Genomic DNA, 15,622 nt, shown 5'->3' on the forward strand with positions numbered 1-15,622 from the left:
CCTCACCGCCCGCCTCGTCGACCGCCACGGCCAGGCCCGCGTCGCCGTCCCGGCCACCGCCCTCGCCCTCCTCGGCGGCCTCTCCCTGATCGCCTGCGTCCACTGGAACGCCCCGACCTGGACCCTCTTCGCCTCCTACGCCGCCACCGCCACCGCCCCCAACACCGGCGGCATGGCCCGCGCCCGCTGGGCCCACCTCCTGAAGGACGACCCGGCGGCCCTGCACACCGCGAACTCCTTCGAACAGGCCGCGGACGAACTGTGCTTCATGGTCGGCCCCGTCATCGCCGCGTTCCTGTGCACCTCCCTGTTCCCCGAGGCCGGCACCCTGTTCGGCGGCCTCGTCGTCCTGACCGGCGTCCTGGTCTTCGCCGCCCAGCGCGCCACCGAGCCACCGCCGAGCGGCCGTACGGCCGCGAGGTCCCCCGTCCGCACCCCCGGCGTCCCCTCCCTCCTCGCCGTCTTCCTCGCGATGGGCGCCGTCTTCGGCTCCCTGGAGGTCGTCACGGTCGCCCACGCCGACGCGCGCGGCGACGCCTCCGCGGCGGGCCTGATCCTCGGCCTCCAGGCGGCCGGCTCCTGCGCCGCGGGCCTGGCGTTCGGCGCGATACGGGTGACCCGTTCCGCCGACCGCCGCTTCCCGCTCTGCCTGGCCGCCATGGCGGCCCTGATGACCCTGCCGTGGCTCACCGCCTCGTCCACCGGCTCGCTCCTCCCCCTCGCCCCCGCCCTCCTGGTGGCCGGCATGGCCACCGCGCCCACCATGGTCACGGCGATGTCCCTGATCCAGGAGCGCACCCCCGAGGGCCAGTTGAACGAGGGCATGACCCTCGCGGTCACCGGACTCCTCGGCGGCATCGCGGGCGGTTCCGCGCTCGGCGGCTGGATGGTGGACCACGGCCCGGGCCCGGCCACCACCGGCTTCGCCGTGCCGGCGGCCGCCGCCACGCTGGCCCTGGCGCTGTCCCTGGCCGTGTCGAAACGGCGGCCGGCCGTTTTCCGCCCACCCCATTGACGTGTCCACGCCCCACCTTTACCTTCGCCCGTCGAAGCGCTTCGACGTAACTCGTCGAAACGATTCGACTGCGCAGCGCACCGAGAACCATCCGACTCCCCCGGAGGCACTGGATGTTGACGGCACGACGGCGTACGACGGCGGCGGAACAGCGCGGAACGAACCAGGAAAGCACCCGAACGACCCCGACCCCGGCCGCGGCGGCGCGAAGGCGCCGCACGGCCGTGGCGGCGGCCGCCCTGAGCGGCGCGCTGCTGCTCGCCTCCTGCGGCGGTTCGGACGGCGGCGCGGCCGACGGCGCCACCCTCCGGCTGTGGCACTACGAGGGCCCCGACAGCGCGATGGGCGTGGCCTGGAACGCGGCGATCAAGGAGTTCGAGAGGACCCATCCGGGCGTGCGGGTGGAGTTCGAGGAGAAGGGCTTCGAGCAGATCCGCAAGACCGCCCCGATGGTCCTCAACTCCTCCGACGCGCCGGACCTGATGGAGTACAACAAGGGCAACGCGAGTGCGGGCCTCCTCTCCCGGCAGGGCCTGCTCACCGACCTCGGCCCGGAGGTCGTGAAGCGCGGCTGGGACAAGAAGCTCGGCGCGGCCGTGCGCACCGTCAGCCGGTACGACGCGGACGGCGTCATGGGCTCGGGCAAGTGGTTCGGCGTGCCGAACTACGCCGAGTACACGATGGTCTTCTACAACAAGGACCTGTTCGCCGAGCACGGCATCGACGAGCCCACCACCCTCGCCGAACTGACCGCCGCGATGGACGAGTTCGTCGACGCGGGCATCACCCCGCTGGCGAACGCGGGCGCCGAGTACATGGCGCAGCAGTACCTGTACCAGCTGGCGCTGAGCAGGGCGGACCGTGCCTGGGTGGACGCGTACCAGCTGTACCGGGGCGAGCCGGACTTCCACGACGCGGCCTGGACGTACGGGGCGGAGACCTTCGCCGAGTGGGTGGAGAAGGGGTACATCAGCGAGAGGTCCAGCGGGACGAAGTCCGAGGACGCGGGCGTCTCCTTCATCCGGGGGAAGGCGCCGATCCTGTTCTCGGGGAGCTGGTGGTACGGCCGGTTCACCGAGGAGGCGTCCTTCGACTGGGGCACGTTCCTGTGGCCGGACAGCGAGCTGACCCTCGGCTCCGGCGGCAACCTCTGGGTCGTCCCCGAGGGCGCGAAGAACAAGGAACTCGCCTACGACTTCATCGACATCACCCTGTCGGAGAAGATCCAGAACCTCCTCGGCAACGAGGGCGGCGTCCCGGTGGCCGCCGACCCGGCAGCCGTCACCGACCCGCGCGCCAAGGCCCTCATCGACGACTTCACCGCCCTCGCCCGCGACGACGGGCTGGCCTCCTACCCGGACTGGCCCGTCGCCGGCTTCTACGACGTCCTGGTCTCCGAGACCCAGAAGCTGATCACGGGCGACGCGTCACCGGACGAGTTCCTCGACGCGATCGGCGAGGCGTACGAGAAGGACGCCCCGAAGCGATGAGGAGCCGCGCCCGCGACTCCCACGCCCTGTTCCTCCTCCCCGGCGCCCTCGCCTTCCTCGCCGTGGTGGTCGTGCCGTTCCTGATGAACACCGGGGTGAGCTTCACCGACTGGCGGGGGGTGGGGACGCCCACCTGGTCGGGGCTCGCCAACTACCGCGAGCTGTGGGGCGACGCCGCCTTCTGGGCGTCGTTCCGGCACAGCCTGTTCATGGTGGTCGCCATGGCCGCCGTACCGACGGCCGTCGGCCTCGTCCTCGCCGCCGCCCTCTTCGACGTCGCCGGTCGGCCCGGCGGCGGCCGGATCACCGCGATCCTGCGGGCCTGCTTCTACCTCCCCCAGGTGCTGCCGATCGCGGTGGCCGGCATCGTCTGGAGCTGGATCCTCGCCCCGGATAACGGCTCCCTGAACGAGCTGCTGCAGGCGGTCGGGCTGGGCGGCTGGCAGCGGGACTGGCTGGGCGACCCGGACATCGCCCTCTACACCGTCATGGCCGTGATGGTGTGGGTGCAGCTGGGCTTCCCGCTGGTCGTCTTCATGGCGGGCCTGCAACGCGTCGACCCGCAGCTGTACGAGGCCGCCGAGCTGGACGGCGCCGGCTGGTGGCGCCGCTTCCGGCACATCACCCTGCCCCAGATCCGGCCCGAGATCCACGTCGTGCTGCTGTGGTGCACGATCGCCGCGCTGAAGGTGTTCGGCGCGGTGTACGTGCTCACCAAGGGCGGTCCCGGTGGCGCCACCGACGTGCCGTCGTACTTCTCCTTCACCACGTTCTTCGAGAAGACCCAGGTCGGCTACGGCGCCGCCGTCTCCACGGTCCTCACCGTGATCATCCTCGTCCTGACGGTGATCGGGCTGAAGCTCCAGACACGGGCCGAGGACGGCGAGGAGGGGATCGCCCGATGAGGTCGGCCGTACGCCGTTACCCGGTGCTGGTGGCGCTGTGCCTGGCCGCCCTCTTCATGGTCGTCCCGTTCCTGATCGTGGCGATGAACGCGGTCAAGTCCCCCGCCGAGTACTCCGCGAACGGGCCCCTCAGCCTCCCCGAGGGCCTCTACCTGGACGGCCTGAAAAACTTCTGGGAGCGGGTCGACTACAGCCGAAAGCTCCTGAACTCGGTGCTGATCAGCGGCTCGGTCGCCGTCCTGGCCGTCGTTCTGTCCGTCCTCAACGCGTACGCCATCGGCATCGGCCGGGTGCGGGGCCGCGCCTGGGTGCTCGCCTTCTTCGTGCTCGCGAACACCCTGCCGCAGGAGGCACTCGTCTACCCCGTCTACCACCTGTCCAAGGAGGCCGGCCTCTACGACACCCGCCTCAGCGTGATCATCGTCTTCACCGTCCTCCAGGCCGCGTTCGGGACGTACCTCCTCGCCGCGGTGCTCGGCCGCTTCCCCCGCGAGATCGTCGACGCGGCCCGGATCGACGGCGCGAACGCGTGGCAGGTGCTCTGGCGGATCGTCGTGCCCGTCAGCCGCCCCACCCTCGGGGTGCTGCTCGTCTTCTTCTTCATCTGGACGTGGAACGAGTTCCTGCTCCCGCTGGTGATGCTGATCTCCAACGACAACCAGACGGTGTCGGTGGCCCTCGGCGTCCTCCAGGGCCAGCGTCTGATGGACGCCACGATGACCAACGCCGCGGCCCTCCTCGGCGTCCTGCCCGCGCTCGTCTTCTTCCTCGTCTTCCAGCGCACCCTCACCCGCGGCATCGCCGTGGGAGCCGTGAAGTAGGCCGTGACGTAAGGAGAGCCCCCCACATGAAGTTCACCGACGGCTACTGGCTGCTGCGGGAGGGCTTCACCGCGGCCCACCCGGTCCAGGCCCTCGACGTCACCGCCACCGACGCGGGCGCCCTGGAGATCCACGCCACCACCCGGCCCGTCCGCCACCGCGGCGACCTGCTGAAGGGACCGGTCGTGACGATCAGCGCCCACGCCCCGATGCCCGACGTCATCGGCGTCACCCTCACCCACTTCGAGGGCGAGCAGCCCCGCGGCCCCGAGTTCGAGCTCACCACCGAGGAGTTCACCCCGCACACCGCGTACGACGACGAGCACGCCACCCTCACCGCCGGCGCCCTGTCCGTGCGTGTGGCCCGCACCGGCCCCTGGCACGTCGACTTCCTCGCCCACGGCCGCACTCTCACCACCAGCGGCCCCAAGTCCATGGGCATCATGCGGGACGGGTCCGGCGCCCACCATCTGCGCGAGCAGCTGAACCTCGGCGTCGGCACCTCCGTCTACGGCCTCGGCGAACGCTTCGGCCCGCTCGTGAAGAACGGCCAGGTCGTCGACATCTGGAACGCGGACGGCGGCACGGCCACCGAACAGGCCTACAAGAACGTGCCGTTCTACCTGACGGACGCGGGCTACGGCGTCTTCGTCGACCACCCCGGCAAGGTGTCCTTCGAGGTGGCCTCCGAGGTGGTGTCGAGGGTCCAGTTCAGCGCGGAGACCCAGCGGCTGACGTACTACGTCATCTACGGCCCCACCCCGAAGGAGATCCTCCGCAAGTACACGGCCCTCACCGGCCGCCCGGCCCTGCCGCCCGCCTGGTCCTTCGGCCTGTGGCTGTCGACCTCCTTCACCACCTCCTACGACGAGGAGACGGTGACCTCCTTCATCGAGGGCATGCGGGAGCGCCGGCTGCCGCTGTCCGTGTTCCACTTCGACTGCTTCTGGATGCGCGAGTTCCAGTGGTGCGACTTCGCCTGGGACCCGCGGGTCTTCCCCGACCCGGAGGGCATGCTGGCCCGCCTCAAACGCCGGGGCCTGCGGATCTCCGTCTGGATCAACCCGTACATCGCCCAGCGCTCACCGCTGTTCGCCGAGGGCAGGGCGCTCGGCCATCTGCTCCGCAGACCCGACGGCGGCGTCTGGCAGTGGGACCTGTGGCAGCCCGGCATGGCCCTCGTCGACTTCACCAGCCCGGCCGCCCGCCAGTGGTACGCCTCGAAACTGGAGGCGCTGCTCGCCCAGGGCGTCGACTGCTTCAAGACCGACTTCGGCGAGCGGGTCCCGCTCGACGTGACCTGGTCCGACGGCACCGACCCCGAGCGGATGCACAACTACTACACCTACCTCTACAACCGCACCGTCTTCGACGTCCTGCGCAAGCACCGCGGCGAGGGCGACGCGGTCCTCTTCGCCCGCTCCGCGACCACCGGCAGCCAGCGCTTCCCCGTCCACTGGGGCGGCGACTGCGAGTCGACGTACGAGGCGATGGCCGAGTCGCTGCGGGGCGGTCTGTCGCTGGGCCTGTCGGGCTTCGGGTACTGGAGCCATGACATCGGCGGCTTCGAGGGCACCCCGACGCCCGCGCTGTTCAAACGGTGGATCGCCTTCGGGCTGCTGTCCTCCAACAGCAGGCTGCACGGTTCGTCGTCGTACCGGGTCCCCTGGCTCTTCGACGACGAATCGGTGGACGTCCTGCGGACGTTCACCCACCTCAAGCTCGGCCTGATGCCCTACCTGTACGAGGCCGCGCGCACCGCCCACGACGAGGGCGTGCCGATGATGCGCGCGATGGTCCTGGAGTTCCCCGACGACCCCGGCTGCGCCCACCTGGAGCGCCAGTACATGCTCGGCCCCGCCCTCCTCGTGGCGCCCGTCTTCAGCGACGAGGGCGACGTCGCGTACTACGTCCCCGAGGGCGCCTGGACCCACTACCTCACCGGCGGAACGGTCACCGGCCCCCGCTGGGTCCGCGAACGGCACGACTTCCTGAGCCTGCCGCTGCTGGTGCGCCCGGGCGCGGTGATCCCGGTGGGCGCGGTGACGGACCGCCCGGACTACGACCACGCCGACGGCGTGACCCTGCGCGCGTACGGCCTCGCCCACGGCGCCCAGGTGACCGTCCCGGTGGGCGACGTGACGTTCACCGTCGTACGGGAGGGGAACGTCCTGCGGGCGTCCTGCGGCGACCCGAGGGCCCCGTGGGGCCTGTGGGCGGACGGGCGGGAGGTCCGGGCGGAGTCAGGCACGGGCTTCCTGACGATGGACCTGGAGCCGTGCCCGGAAGGCGGGGGATCGCGGTGACGGTGAAGATCACGGATGTGGCCCGGCACGCGGGGGTCTCCCCCAGCACCGTGTCGTACGCGCTGAGCGGGAAGCGCCCGATCTCCGCGGAGACCAGGGCACGGGTGGAGGCGTCCATCCGCGAGCTGGGCTACCGCCCGCACGCGGGTGCCCGTGCCCTGGCCAGCAGCAAGTCGAACGTGCTGGCGATGGTGGTGCCGTTGCGGGCCGGGATCCATGTGCCGGTGGTGATGGGCTTCGCGGTGTCGGTGGTGACGTCGGCCCGCGCGCACGACCACGATGTGCTCCTGGTGACCCAGGAGGAGGGCGAGGAGGGGCTGCGCCGGGTCGCGGACACGGCCCTCGTCGACGCGCTGATCGTGATGGACGTCCAACTCCACGACCCCCGGCTGCCGTTGCTCCGCACCCTGGACCGCCCTTCCGTGCTGATCGGCTTCCCCGCCTCGTCGGACGGACTGACCTGCATCGATCTGGACTTCCGGGCGGCGGGCGAGTTGTGCGTGGACCATCTGGCCGGCCTGGGCCATCGGGTCGTGGGCCTGATCGGCTCACCGCCCGAGGTGTACGTCCGTCAGACGTCGTTCGCGCAGCGGGTCCTCCAGGGCTTCACCGCCGCCGCCACCCGCCACGGCATGACGTCCACGGTCCACCCGTGCGAGGCCACGCCCGCGGCGGCCCGCGAGGTGGCCGAGCGGCTGCTGCGCGAACACCCCGCCCTCACCGGCGTGGTGGTCCACAACGAGGCCGTCCTGGACCCCCTGCTGGACGCCTTCGAGCACCTCGGTCTCCGTATCCCGGCCGACCTCTCGATCACGGCCCTGTGCCCCGAGGACCTGGCCACATCCCTGCGTGTCCCCCTCACGTCGGTCGCCATCCCGTCGACCGAGCTGGGCGAACAGGCCGTCGCCCTGCTGATGAAGAAACTCGACGGCGCCCCCGTCCCCGAGGCCACCCTGCTCCCCGCCCACCTGACCCCACGGGCGAGCACGGCCCGCCGGCCGGCGGGCTGAGGGCGCGGGCCGGGAGCCGACGGCTCGGGAGGCGCACAACGCAGCGGGGCCCGGTGGTCTGGTCGACCACCGGGCCCCACTGTTCATGCGTCACATGGGAATTGTGGAGATGGCGGGAATCGAACCCGCGTCCAACGGTGCGGAACCAGGGCTTCTCCGTGTGCAGTTCGCTATGAGTTTCTCAGCCCCGGCGATCACGCGAACAAGTCGCCGACGGGCTCAGTCACTGTTTGATTTCCCTCTTCACCCCGTGACCGGGATCAAGGTTTAGTCCCCTAGCTGATGCCAGGATCCGGGTCGGGAACAGCCCCGGGCTGACACTCCCTTTAAATGAGAGGCTCGGTCTCGCTACCTGAGATCAGGCGGCGAGAGCGAAGCGCTGCTCGGGAGAATCGCTCTTAACAGTGGCGATTATTTTTTTCGGCCTGTGGTTTACGAGATCATGGCCGCTTCCTCGACACGCTTCCCCTGCTTCGACATCCGCTGTCGAAACCGATCATCCCCATGTTGTGTTTTCAACCCCTCCGAGGAGGGCGCTCGCACCCGCTGTGAGGTGCGGATGCCATCGTACGTGACCAACGCGAGCGCATGCCACCGTATTCCCGGCGATCACGCGCGCGTCACCCCGGCTACGCGCGCTGCTTGCGCTTCGCCGCGGCGATGGCGCGGTCCGACTCCCGCCGGTCCTGCTTCTCCCGCAGGGTCTGCCGCTTGTCGTACTCCTTCTTGCCTCGGGCGAGCGCGATCTCCGCCTTGGCACGGCCGTCCTTGAAGTACAGGGAGAGCGGCACGATCGTGTGACCCGTCTCCTGCGCCTTGGACTCCAGCTTGTCGATCTCCTCGCGGTGCAGCAGCAGCTTGCGCTTGCGGCGCGCGGAGTGGTTGGTCCAGCTGCCCTGGTGGTACTCCGGGATGTGCGCGTTGTGCAGCCACGCCTCTCCCCGGTCGATCTGGACGAAGCCGTCGGTCAGCGAGGTCCGGCCCTCACGCAGCGACTTGACCTCGGTGCCGGTCAGGACGAGCCCGGCCTCGTAGGTGTCGATGATCGCGTAGTCGTGGCGGGCCTTCTTGTTCTGGGCGACGATCTTGCGCTTGCCGCCCTTCTCGCCGTCCCTCGCCTTGGCGGCCGCCCCGCCCTGCTTGGGCTGCGACTCCTTGGGTACGTACATTCCCTTGCTCATAGTGCCGTCCATTTTCGCACTACGCGGGGGTCCCGGGGAAAGCCGATTACTCGTACTCGCCGAGCCCGCTCAGCACCGTCTCGGCCCGCTGGAGGGCGTCGTCGGCGGCGTCCAGGTCGGGGGTGATGCCCCGGCCGTCGACACCGCGGCCCGAGGGGGTGCGGTAGTGGCCGACGGTCAGCTCGGCGACGGACCCGTCGGGGAGGCGGCTCGGCATCTGCACGGAGCCCTTGCCGAAGGTGCGGGAGCCCACGACCACCGCGCGGCCGCGGTCCTGGAGCGCTCCGGTGAGCAGTTCGGCCGCGCTCATCGTGCCGCCGTCGACCAGCGCGACCAGCGGTCTGGTGCTGTCGCCGCCGGCGTCCGCGTGCAGGGCGCGCTGTTCGCCGTTGACGTCGTAGGTGGCGACGAGGCCGCCGTCGAGGAAGGCGGAGGAGGCGGTGACGGCCTCGGCGACCAGGCCGCCGGAGTTGCCGCGGAGGTCGAGCACGAACCCGGTCGCGTCGGCGGCCTGCTCGACGGCCGCGCGCACCATGTCTCCCGAGCCCTTGGTGAAGGCGTCGACCTTGATCACGGTGATCCCGTCGGCGACGCTGCTGACGGTGACGTCCTCGGTGGACAGACGGGCCCTGCGCAGGGTCTCCTGCCAGGTCCGGGGGCCGCGCTGCAGGCCCAGCGACACCTTCGTACCGGCGGCGGCGTCCTCGGCGGTGTCCTCCTCCCCGTCGATCGCGTCGCCGCGCAGTAAGGAGACGACGTCCGTGACGGGGCGGCCGTCGACCTTCTCGCCGTCGACGCTGACGAGCCGGTCCCCGGCGCGGATCCCGGCGCCGGCGGCGGGCGAGCCGTCCTGGACGCGAGTGATCTCGACCCGGCCGTCGCGCTCCAGCCGCGCCCACAGCCCGACGCCGGTGTACTCGCCGTCGAGGGCCTCCTGGAACTCCTCGTACTCGCCCTCGGAGTAGACCGCGCCCCAGCGGTCGCCGCTGCGGCTGACGGCCCGCTCGGCGGCCTCCACGGGGGAGGTGCCCTCGGCCATGGCCTCGGCGGCGGCCTCGGCGACGTCCTGCTGCCGGGCGGCCGGGGCGGAGCGGGGTGCGCCGGCGGCGGCGTCCTTGCGGTACGGGTCGCCGAAGGAGCCGGTCGCGGCGCCGGTGGCGAGCACACTCGCGAAGACCAATGTCAGGGCCGCCCCGCGGCGGATGCGGCGGGGCTGGGAGAACAGGTCGCGGCCTGACATGTCGGCGAGTCTAGGACAACGAAAGGGGCCGTACCGGCCCTTGCCGGTACGGCCCCATTGGCGTGCGTCACACCATCAGATATGCCGTGACGTGCGGCACACTTCTTCCCGCCCGATCACACCAGGTTGTACTCGGCGGCCTTGGCCAGGTTCACCGCGTACGCGCCCCACATGCCCCTGGCGAAGAGCCGGTTGGACTTGTCGGTGATGGGGTGCTTCTGCCAGACGGCCTTGGGGCCGTGGGCCGACACGTCGAGGACGAGGTAGCCGTTCTTCTTCACCAGCTTGAAGGTGATGATCTTGCCGGCCCCCTCCAGGTGCCCGGGGAGGGACTTGAGGGTGAAGTAGGTCTTGCCGACCGCGGTGACGCGCACCGGGTTGCAGTCCTTGACCATCTTCAGACAGATCTTCTGATTCTTCTTGACCGTCTTCGGCATGCCCTTGATCGGGAACACACCGTTCATGATCTTGTTCATCTTCTTGAACGACACCTCGGCGGGCGTCGTCTTGCGGATGACCCGGTACGTGTAGTGGTACTTGTACTCGCCGCCCTTCGCGGCGACGGCCGGAGCCGTGGGCGCCTGGGCCGCCTGGACGGCCACCGCGTTCCCGACACCGGCGACCGGCGTGGCCGGCGCGGCCGAGGCGGGTACGGCGGGCAGCAGCAGGGCCGCCCCGATGGCGGCCGTCACCGCCGTACCGGCCGTCCGCTTGCCTGCGCCCCCGTTGAGTGCGTGCATGATCGCTCGTTCCCCTCGTTCACTGTCATTGCTTCCGGGAACCGGAGGTCCACCGGAAGCGCGATCGGTCGGAACGAGCTTAACGATCAAGATTCGCGCAGGTAATCGCGATCGTGTGCCTAGATCGTCATGATCGTGCAACGAGCGTCAGACCCGGAGGTACTTCCGCAACGCAACGAACGCGGCCATGGCCGGCATGAGCAGTCCGATCGCCAGGACCAGCGGCAGCTTGGTCAGCACGACGTCCCAGCCGATGAAGTTGACCAGCGGGATCTTCTCCGCGAGCCACTGGTCGACCAGGAAGTACTTGCCGCCGACGATCAACGTCCCGGCGAAGCCCGCGCCGATCAGGCCCGCGATCGCGGCCTCCATGATGAACGGCGCCTGGATGTAGAAGCCGGACGCGCCCACGAGCCGCATGATGCCGATCTCCCGCCGACGGCTGAACGCGGAGACACGCACCGTGTTGACGATCAGCAGCAGCGCCACGACCAGCATCAGACCCATCACACCGAGCGCGGCGACGTTCATGCCGCCGAGCAGGTTGAACAGGTTCTCCAGCACGTCCCGCTGGTCCTCGACCGACTGGACACCGGCCCGCCCGGAGAACGCGGTGTCGATCACCTTGTACTTCTCCGGGTCCTTCAGCTTGATCCGGTACGACTCCTGCATCTGGTCCGGGGTGAGCGACGCGGCCAGCGGGGAGTCCTTGAACTGCTCCTTGTAGTGCTTGTAGGCCTGGTCCGCCGACTCGTAGTAGACCTGCTCGACGATGTCGAGCTTGCCCAGGTCGCTCTTGATCTGCTGCTTCTGCTCCGAGGTGACGGCACCCTTGGAGCAGTTGGCGTCCGCCTCCGCGTCCGCCTTGTTGCACAGGAAGATCGACACCTGGACCTTGTCGTACCAGTAGCCCTTCATCGAGCTGACCTGGTCCCGCATCAGCAGGGAGCCGCCGAACAGGGCGAGGGAGAGGGCCACCGAGATGACGACCGCGAAAGTCATCGTGAGATTGCGGCGGAGACCCACACCGATCTCCGACAGGACGAACTGCGCGCGCATGGCGTCTGGTCAAGCCTTTCCGTGGACGGTCGTCGAGCAGTGGTCAGTGCTGGTAGCCGTAGACGCCGCGCGCCTGGTCGCGGACGAGACGACCCTTCTCCAGCTCGATGACGCGCTTGCGCATCTGGTCCACGATGTTCTGGTCGTGGGTGGCCATGACCACGGTCGTCCCCGTCCGGTTGATCCGGTCGAGCAGCTTCATGATGCCGACGGAGGTCTGCGGGTCGAGGTTACCCGTGGGCTCGTCGGCGATCAGCAGCTTGGGCCGGTTCACGAAGGCCCGCGCGATGGCGACGCGCTGCTGCTCACCACCGGACAGCTCGCCCGGCATCCGCTCCTCCTTGCCGCCGAGGCCGACCAGCTCCAGCACCTGCGGCACGGACTTGCGGATCTCGCCGCGCGACTTCCCGATGACCTCCTGCGCGAAGGCGACGTTCTCGCCGACCGTCTTGTTCGGCAGCAGCCGGAAGTCCTGGAACACCGTCCCCAGCTGGCGGCGCATCTGCGGCACCTTCCAGTTGGACAGGCGCGCGAGATCCTTGCCCAGCACATGCACCTGGCCCTGGCTGCACCGCTCCTCCCGGAGGATCAGCCGCAGGAAGGTGGACTTTCCGGAGCCGGAGGACCCCACGAGGAACACGAACTCGCCCTTCTCGACCTCCAGGGACACATCCCTGAGGGCGGGGCGGGTCTGCTTCGGGTAGACCTTGGACACGTTGTCGAATCGGATCACGGATGCACCACAGGCCGTCGGGGAATGGATGGTCGAGACTGTACCGCTACCCGTCCTCGTGAGGGGCGCGGGGAACTGCGCGAGTGACCTCGGCGATCCCGGCGCCGTGCGACGAACGGCACCCGCCCCTTTTCCGGGCGCCCGCGCACGCACCGGAGGAACCTGGCACAGTGGAGGAGGAGGGGACCGGCGAATCAGCGGAACGCACCGGTTCCGCGAAGCGTTGAGGTGTGTGTGAGGCCATTGCAAGGAGGGCGAGGCGCATGACGTACGACCGGTTGGTGTGCGCGAACTGCGCGTCGCCCGTCGCCGAGGGCCGCTGCCATGTGTGCCGGGCCAGTCGCGAGCGACTCCAGCAGGAGAATCCGTTCGCGGGCCTGAGCCCGATGACCCTGATCGCTCTCCTGGCGATCCTGATAACGGCTCTGGCGCTGCTCGCTCACCAGACGACGGCATAGGGCGACGACAGCGGACGCATGAGTGACCGGCGGGTACGCCCCGCCGGCGCGACCGGACACGACGAAGGCCCGGGGCTTGCCGCCCCGGGCCTTCGAACGTGAGTGGTGCCGTGCGTGACCGTGAGGGATCAGGCAGCGGCGCCGCGACCGCCCATCAGGCGCGGCAGCAGCCGGAAGCCGATACCGCCGACGATCATCGTGGCGGCGCCGACCAGCAGGAACGTGGTCTCGGCGGCACCCGTCTCGGCGAGCTCACCGCTCCCGGAGCCCTGCGCCTCGGTCTCGGAACCGGTGTCGGTCAGCTGCGAGGAGCCCTCTTCCTGGACGACCTCGTCGTTGCCGCCGTCGGGCTCGGTACCGCCGGAGGTGGCGTCACCGCCGCCGGTGGTGGAGGAACCGCCACCCGAGGTGGAGTCACCACCGGTGGAGCTGTTGCCACCGGAGTTGCCGTTACCACCCGAGTTGCCGTTACCACCCGAGTTGCCGTTACCACCCGAGTTGCCGTTACCACCCGAGTTGCCGTTACCGCCGGAGTTGCCGTTGCCACCGTCGGTGCCGGTCGTACCGGTGGTGCCGGTCGTGCCGGTCGTGCCCGTGGTGCCGGTGGTGCCGGTGGTACCGGTGGTACCGGTGGTACCGGTCGTGCCCGTGGTGCCGGTGGTACCGGTCGTGCCCGTGGTACCGGTGGTACCAGTGGTGCCCGTGTCACCCGTCGTGCCCGTGGTACCGGTCGTTCCGGTGTCACCGGTCGTACCCGTGGTACCGGTGGTACCGGTGGTACCGGTCGTACCAGTGGTGCCCGTCGTACCGGCGGTGCCGGTGGTGCCCTGCGTGGCACCGATGGACGTGCCGTCCGTGTCACCCTCGGTGTCGACCGAGACACCGACATCGGCGGAGACGCCGTTGCCGGTGTTGACGCCGATACCGACGCCGAGGTCGAGCGCGGAAGCGGCACCCGCGGCGGTCAGCGACGCGCCGGCGGCGATCACGGCACCCGCGGCTATTCGCGCCACGCGGATCCGCGTCTTCTTCGTCATATGGCTGCTACCCCCAGTAGCTCATCAGTAAATGGAGCAGCGCCCGGGGCCGCGATCAGCGGGGGGCAGTCGGTAGCTAGCGATCCCCCCGGTTCACATGCGTCCCAGTAATGCGCATGCCACGCGCCAGCCTTCCCAGTTTTCGAAGCAACGTCAAGGTCGTTGCGTACGCGATGTCCTGTTGATCGGGTTTGACCGCGGTAACGTCGTGTGAGTGTGACGTAAAACCCAGACATCCCCCTACAGACAAGGCAACTGCCATCGCGTGGACGGCAGTTGCCTTATCGACAAAGCGCTGAAATTGTCCGGAGGTTGGGGCGCGATCGCGTCCCTTACTTCTCCTGCTGCTTGCGCCAGCGAATTCCGGCCTCGAGGAAGCCGTCGATCTCGCCGTTGAACACGGCCTCGGGGTTGCCGACTTCGAAGTTGTTCCGCAGGTCCTTGACCATCTGGTACGGGTGCAGGACGTACGAACGCATCTGGTTGCCCCAGGAGTTGCCGCCGTCGCCCTTGAGCGCGTCCATCTTGGCCTGCTCCTCCTGGCGGCGCCGCTCGAGCAGCTTCGCCTGGAGGACGTTCATGGCCGTGGCCTTGTTCTGGATCTGCGACCGCTCGTTCTGGCAGGAGACGACGATGCCGGTGGGGAGGTGGGTGAGGCGCACCGCGGAGTCGGTGGTGTTGACGCCCTGGCCGCCGGGCCCGGAGGAACGGTAGACGTCGACCCGCAGCTCGGACTCGTCGATCTCGATGTGGTCGGTCTGCTCGACGACAGGGAGCACCTCGACACCGGCGAAGGACGTCTGACGGCGCCCCTGGTTGTCGTAGGGCGAGATCCGGACGAGACGGTGCGTGCCCTGCTCGACGGAGAGGGTGCCGTACGCGTACGGCACCTGCACGGCGAAGGTGGTGGACTTGATGCCGGCCTCCTCCGCGTACGAGGTCTCGTAGATCTCCGTCTTGTAGCCGTGCTGCTCGGCCCAGCGCAGATACATCCGCTGGAGCTTCTCCGCGAAGTCGGCGGCGTCGACGCCGCCGGCCTCGGCGCGGATGTTGACGAGCGCCTCACGGGAGTCGTACTCGCCGGAGAGGAGCGTGCGGACCTCCATCTCGTCGAGGGCCTTCTTCACGGAGGCGAGCTCCGCCTCGGCCTCGGCGCGGGTGTCCGGGTCGTCCTCCTCCTCGGCCATCTCGAAGAGGACACCGAGGTCGTCGATACGACCACGGAGCGCCTCCGCCTTCCTGACCTCGGCCTGGAGGTGGCTCAGCTTGCTGGTGATCTTCTGCGCCTCGTCCGGGTTGTCCCACAGGGACGGCGCGGCCGCCTGCTCCTCGAGCACGGCGATCTCTGCCCTCAGCTTGTCGAGGTCCAAAACGGCCTCGATCGACTCCATGGTCGACGAGAGGGACTTCAGCTCTTCGGATACATCGACGACTGCCACGCCCCCAGCGTAACGGCTACGGCAACGTATCCCTCCCGGGTGCCCGCGAGCGCCTCATGGCTCGGGGGTGCGGGGGGTGAGGGCTCGGTGGTTGGAGGGCCGCAGGCCCCTTCAGGGGCGCGGGCAACTGCGCGAGAAACCACAACGCACCCGCACTCGCCACACCACACGCACCCCCGAGCCATGAG

At 69.5% G+C, this 15,622-nt stretch carries 14 protein-coding genes and 1 other RNA gene; 7 read left to right on the forward strand and 8 right to left on the reverse strand.

Annotation, left to right across the window (positions count from 1 at the left end; genetic code table 11):
* The 6 genes from AOK23_RS28975 to AOK23_RS29000 form a co-directional block, all read left to right on the forward strand.
* Window positions 1–1,015, forward strand: a 1,015-nt coding sequence (locus AOK23_RS28975; protein WP_055715562.1) for an MFS transporter, incomplete at its 5' end; no start/stop codon positions are given.
* Window positions 1,016–1,128: 113 nt separating this feature from the next.
* Window positions 1,129–2,505 (forward strand): extracellular solute-binding protein, encoded by a 1,377-nt coding sequence (locus tag AOK23_RS28980; protein WP_079049765.1) that lies wholly within the window; start codon window positions 1,129–1,131, stop codon window positions 2,503–2,505.
* Entirely contained in the window at window positions 2,502–3,410 is a 909-nt protein-coding gene (locus AOK23_RS28985; protein WP_055715564.1) for a carbohydrate ABC transporter permease, read from the forward strand. The genes AOK23_RS28980 and AOK23_RS28985 overlap by 4 nt, the downstream gene beginning before the upstream one ends.
* Entirely contained in the window at window positions 3,407–4,231 is an 825-nt protein-coding gene (locus AOK23_RS28990; RefSeq protein WP_055715565.1) for a carbohydrate ABC transporter permease, read from the forward strand. The genes AOK23_RS28985 and AOK23_RS28990 overlap by 4 nt, the downstream gene beginning before the upstream one ends.
* A 26-nt stretch (window positions 4,232–4,257) precedes the next feature.
* Window positions 4,258–6,537: an alpha-xylosidase gene (gene yicI, locus AOK23_RS28995; RefSeq protein WP_055715566.1), complete on the forward strand. Its 2,280-nt coding sequence runs from the start codon at window positions 4,258–4,260 to the stop codon at window positions 6,535–6,537.
* Window positions 6,534–7,547 (forward strand): LacI family DNA-binding transcriptional regulator, encoded by a 1,014-nt coding sequence (locus AOK23_RS29000; RefSeq protein ID WP_055715572.1) that lies wholly within the window; start codon window positions 6,534–6,536, stop codon window positions 7,545–7,547. Before yicI ends, AOK23_RS29000 begins: the two co-directional genes overlap by 4 nt.
* A gap of 101 nt (window positions 7,548–7,648) precedes the next feature.
* Here the strand turns inward: AOK23_RS29000 and ssrA are convergent.
* The 6 genes from ssrA to ftsE form a co-directional block, all read right to left on the reverse strand.
* Window positions 7,649–8,051: a transfer-messenger RNA gene (gene ssrA / locus AOK23_RS44105) on the reverse strand.
* A 125-nt stretch (window positions 8,052–8,176) separates the two neighbouring features.
* Entirely contained in the window at window positions 8,177–8,716 is a 540-nt protein-coding gene (gene smpB / locus AOK23_RS29005; protein ID WP_055540000.1) for an SsrA-binding protein SmpB, read from the reverse strand.
* A gap of 58 nt (window positions 8,717–8,774) precedes the next feature.
* Complete coding sequence (locus AOK23_RS29010; protein ID WP_055715567.1) at window positions 8,775–9,968, reverse strand: S41 family peptidase; 1,194 nt, start codon at window positions 9,966–9,968, stop codon at window positions 8,775–8,777.
* Between the two features lie 116 nt (window positions 9,969–10,084).
* A complete protein-coding gene (locus AOK23_RS29015) occupies window positions 10,085–10,708 on the reverse strand; it encodes a hypothetical protein (RefSeq protein WP_055715568.1) in 624 nt (207 codons plus the stop codon).
* A gap of 147 nt (window positions 10,709–10,855) precedes the next feature.
* Window positions 10,856–11,767, reverse strand: coding sequence for a permease-like cell division protein FtsX (ftsX, locus tag AOK23_RS29020; protein ID WP_055715569.1), 912 nt, complete (start codon window positions 11,765–11,767; stop codon window positions 10,856–10,858).
* Window positions 11,768–11,810: 43 nt separating this feature from the next.
* On the reverse strand, window positions 11,811–12,500 hold the full coding sequence (ftsE, locus tag AOK23_RS29025) for a cell division ATP-binding protein FtsE (RefSeq protein WP_009320785.1): 690 nt from the start codon (window positions 12,498–12,500) through the stop codon (window positions 11,811–11,813).
* A 263-nt stretch (window positions 12,501–12,763) separates the two neighbouring features.
* Here ftsE and AOK23_RS29030 point away from each other — a divergent pair, with 263 nt between their 5' ends.
* The gene (locus tag AOK23_RS29030; RefSeq protein ID WP_055518486.1) at window positions 12,764–12,958 is read left to right on the forward strand and encodes a hypothetical protein; all 195 of its coding nucleotides are present in this window, start codon (window positions 12,764–12,766) and stop codon (window positions 12,956–12,958) included.
* A gap of 128 nt (window positions 12,959–13,086) precedes the next feature.
* On the opposite strand, the gene AOK23_RS29035 is transcribed toward AOK23_RS29030, so the two are convergent.
* On the reverse strand, window positions 13,087–13,995 hold the full coding sequence (locus tag AOK23_RS29035) for a hypothetical protein (protein WP_055715570.1): 909 nt from the start codon (window positions 13,993–13,995) through the stop codon (window positions 13,087–13,089).
* Between the two features lie 332 nt (window positions 13,996–14,327).
* A complete protein-coding gene (gene prfB, locus AOK23_RS29040; protein ID WP_055715571.1) occupies window positions 14,328–15,434 on the reverse strand; it encodes a peptide chain release factor 2 in 1,107 nt (368 codons plus the stop codon).
* Window positions 15,435–15,622 lie beyond the last annotated feature (188 nt).

Source organism: Streptomyces torulosus (assembly GCF_001419765.1).
Classification (GTDB): Bacteria; Actinomycetota; Actinomycetes; order Streptomycetales; family Streptomycetaceae; genus Streptomyces; species Streptomyces torulosus.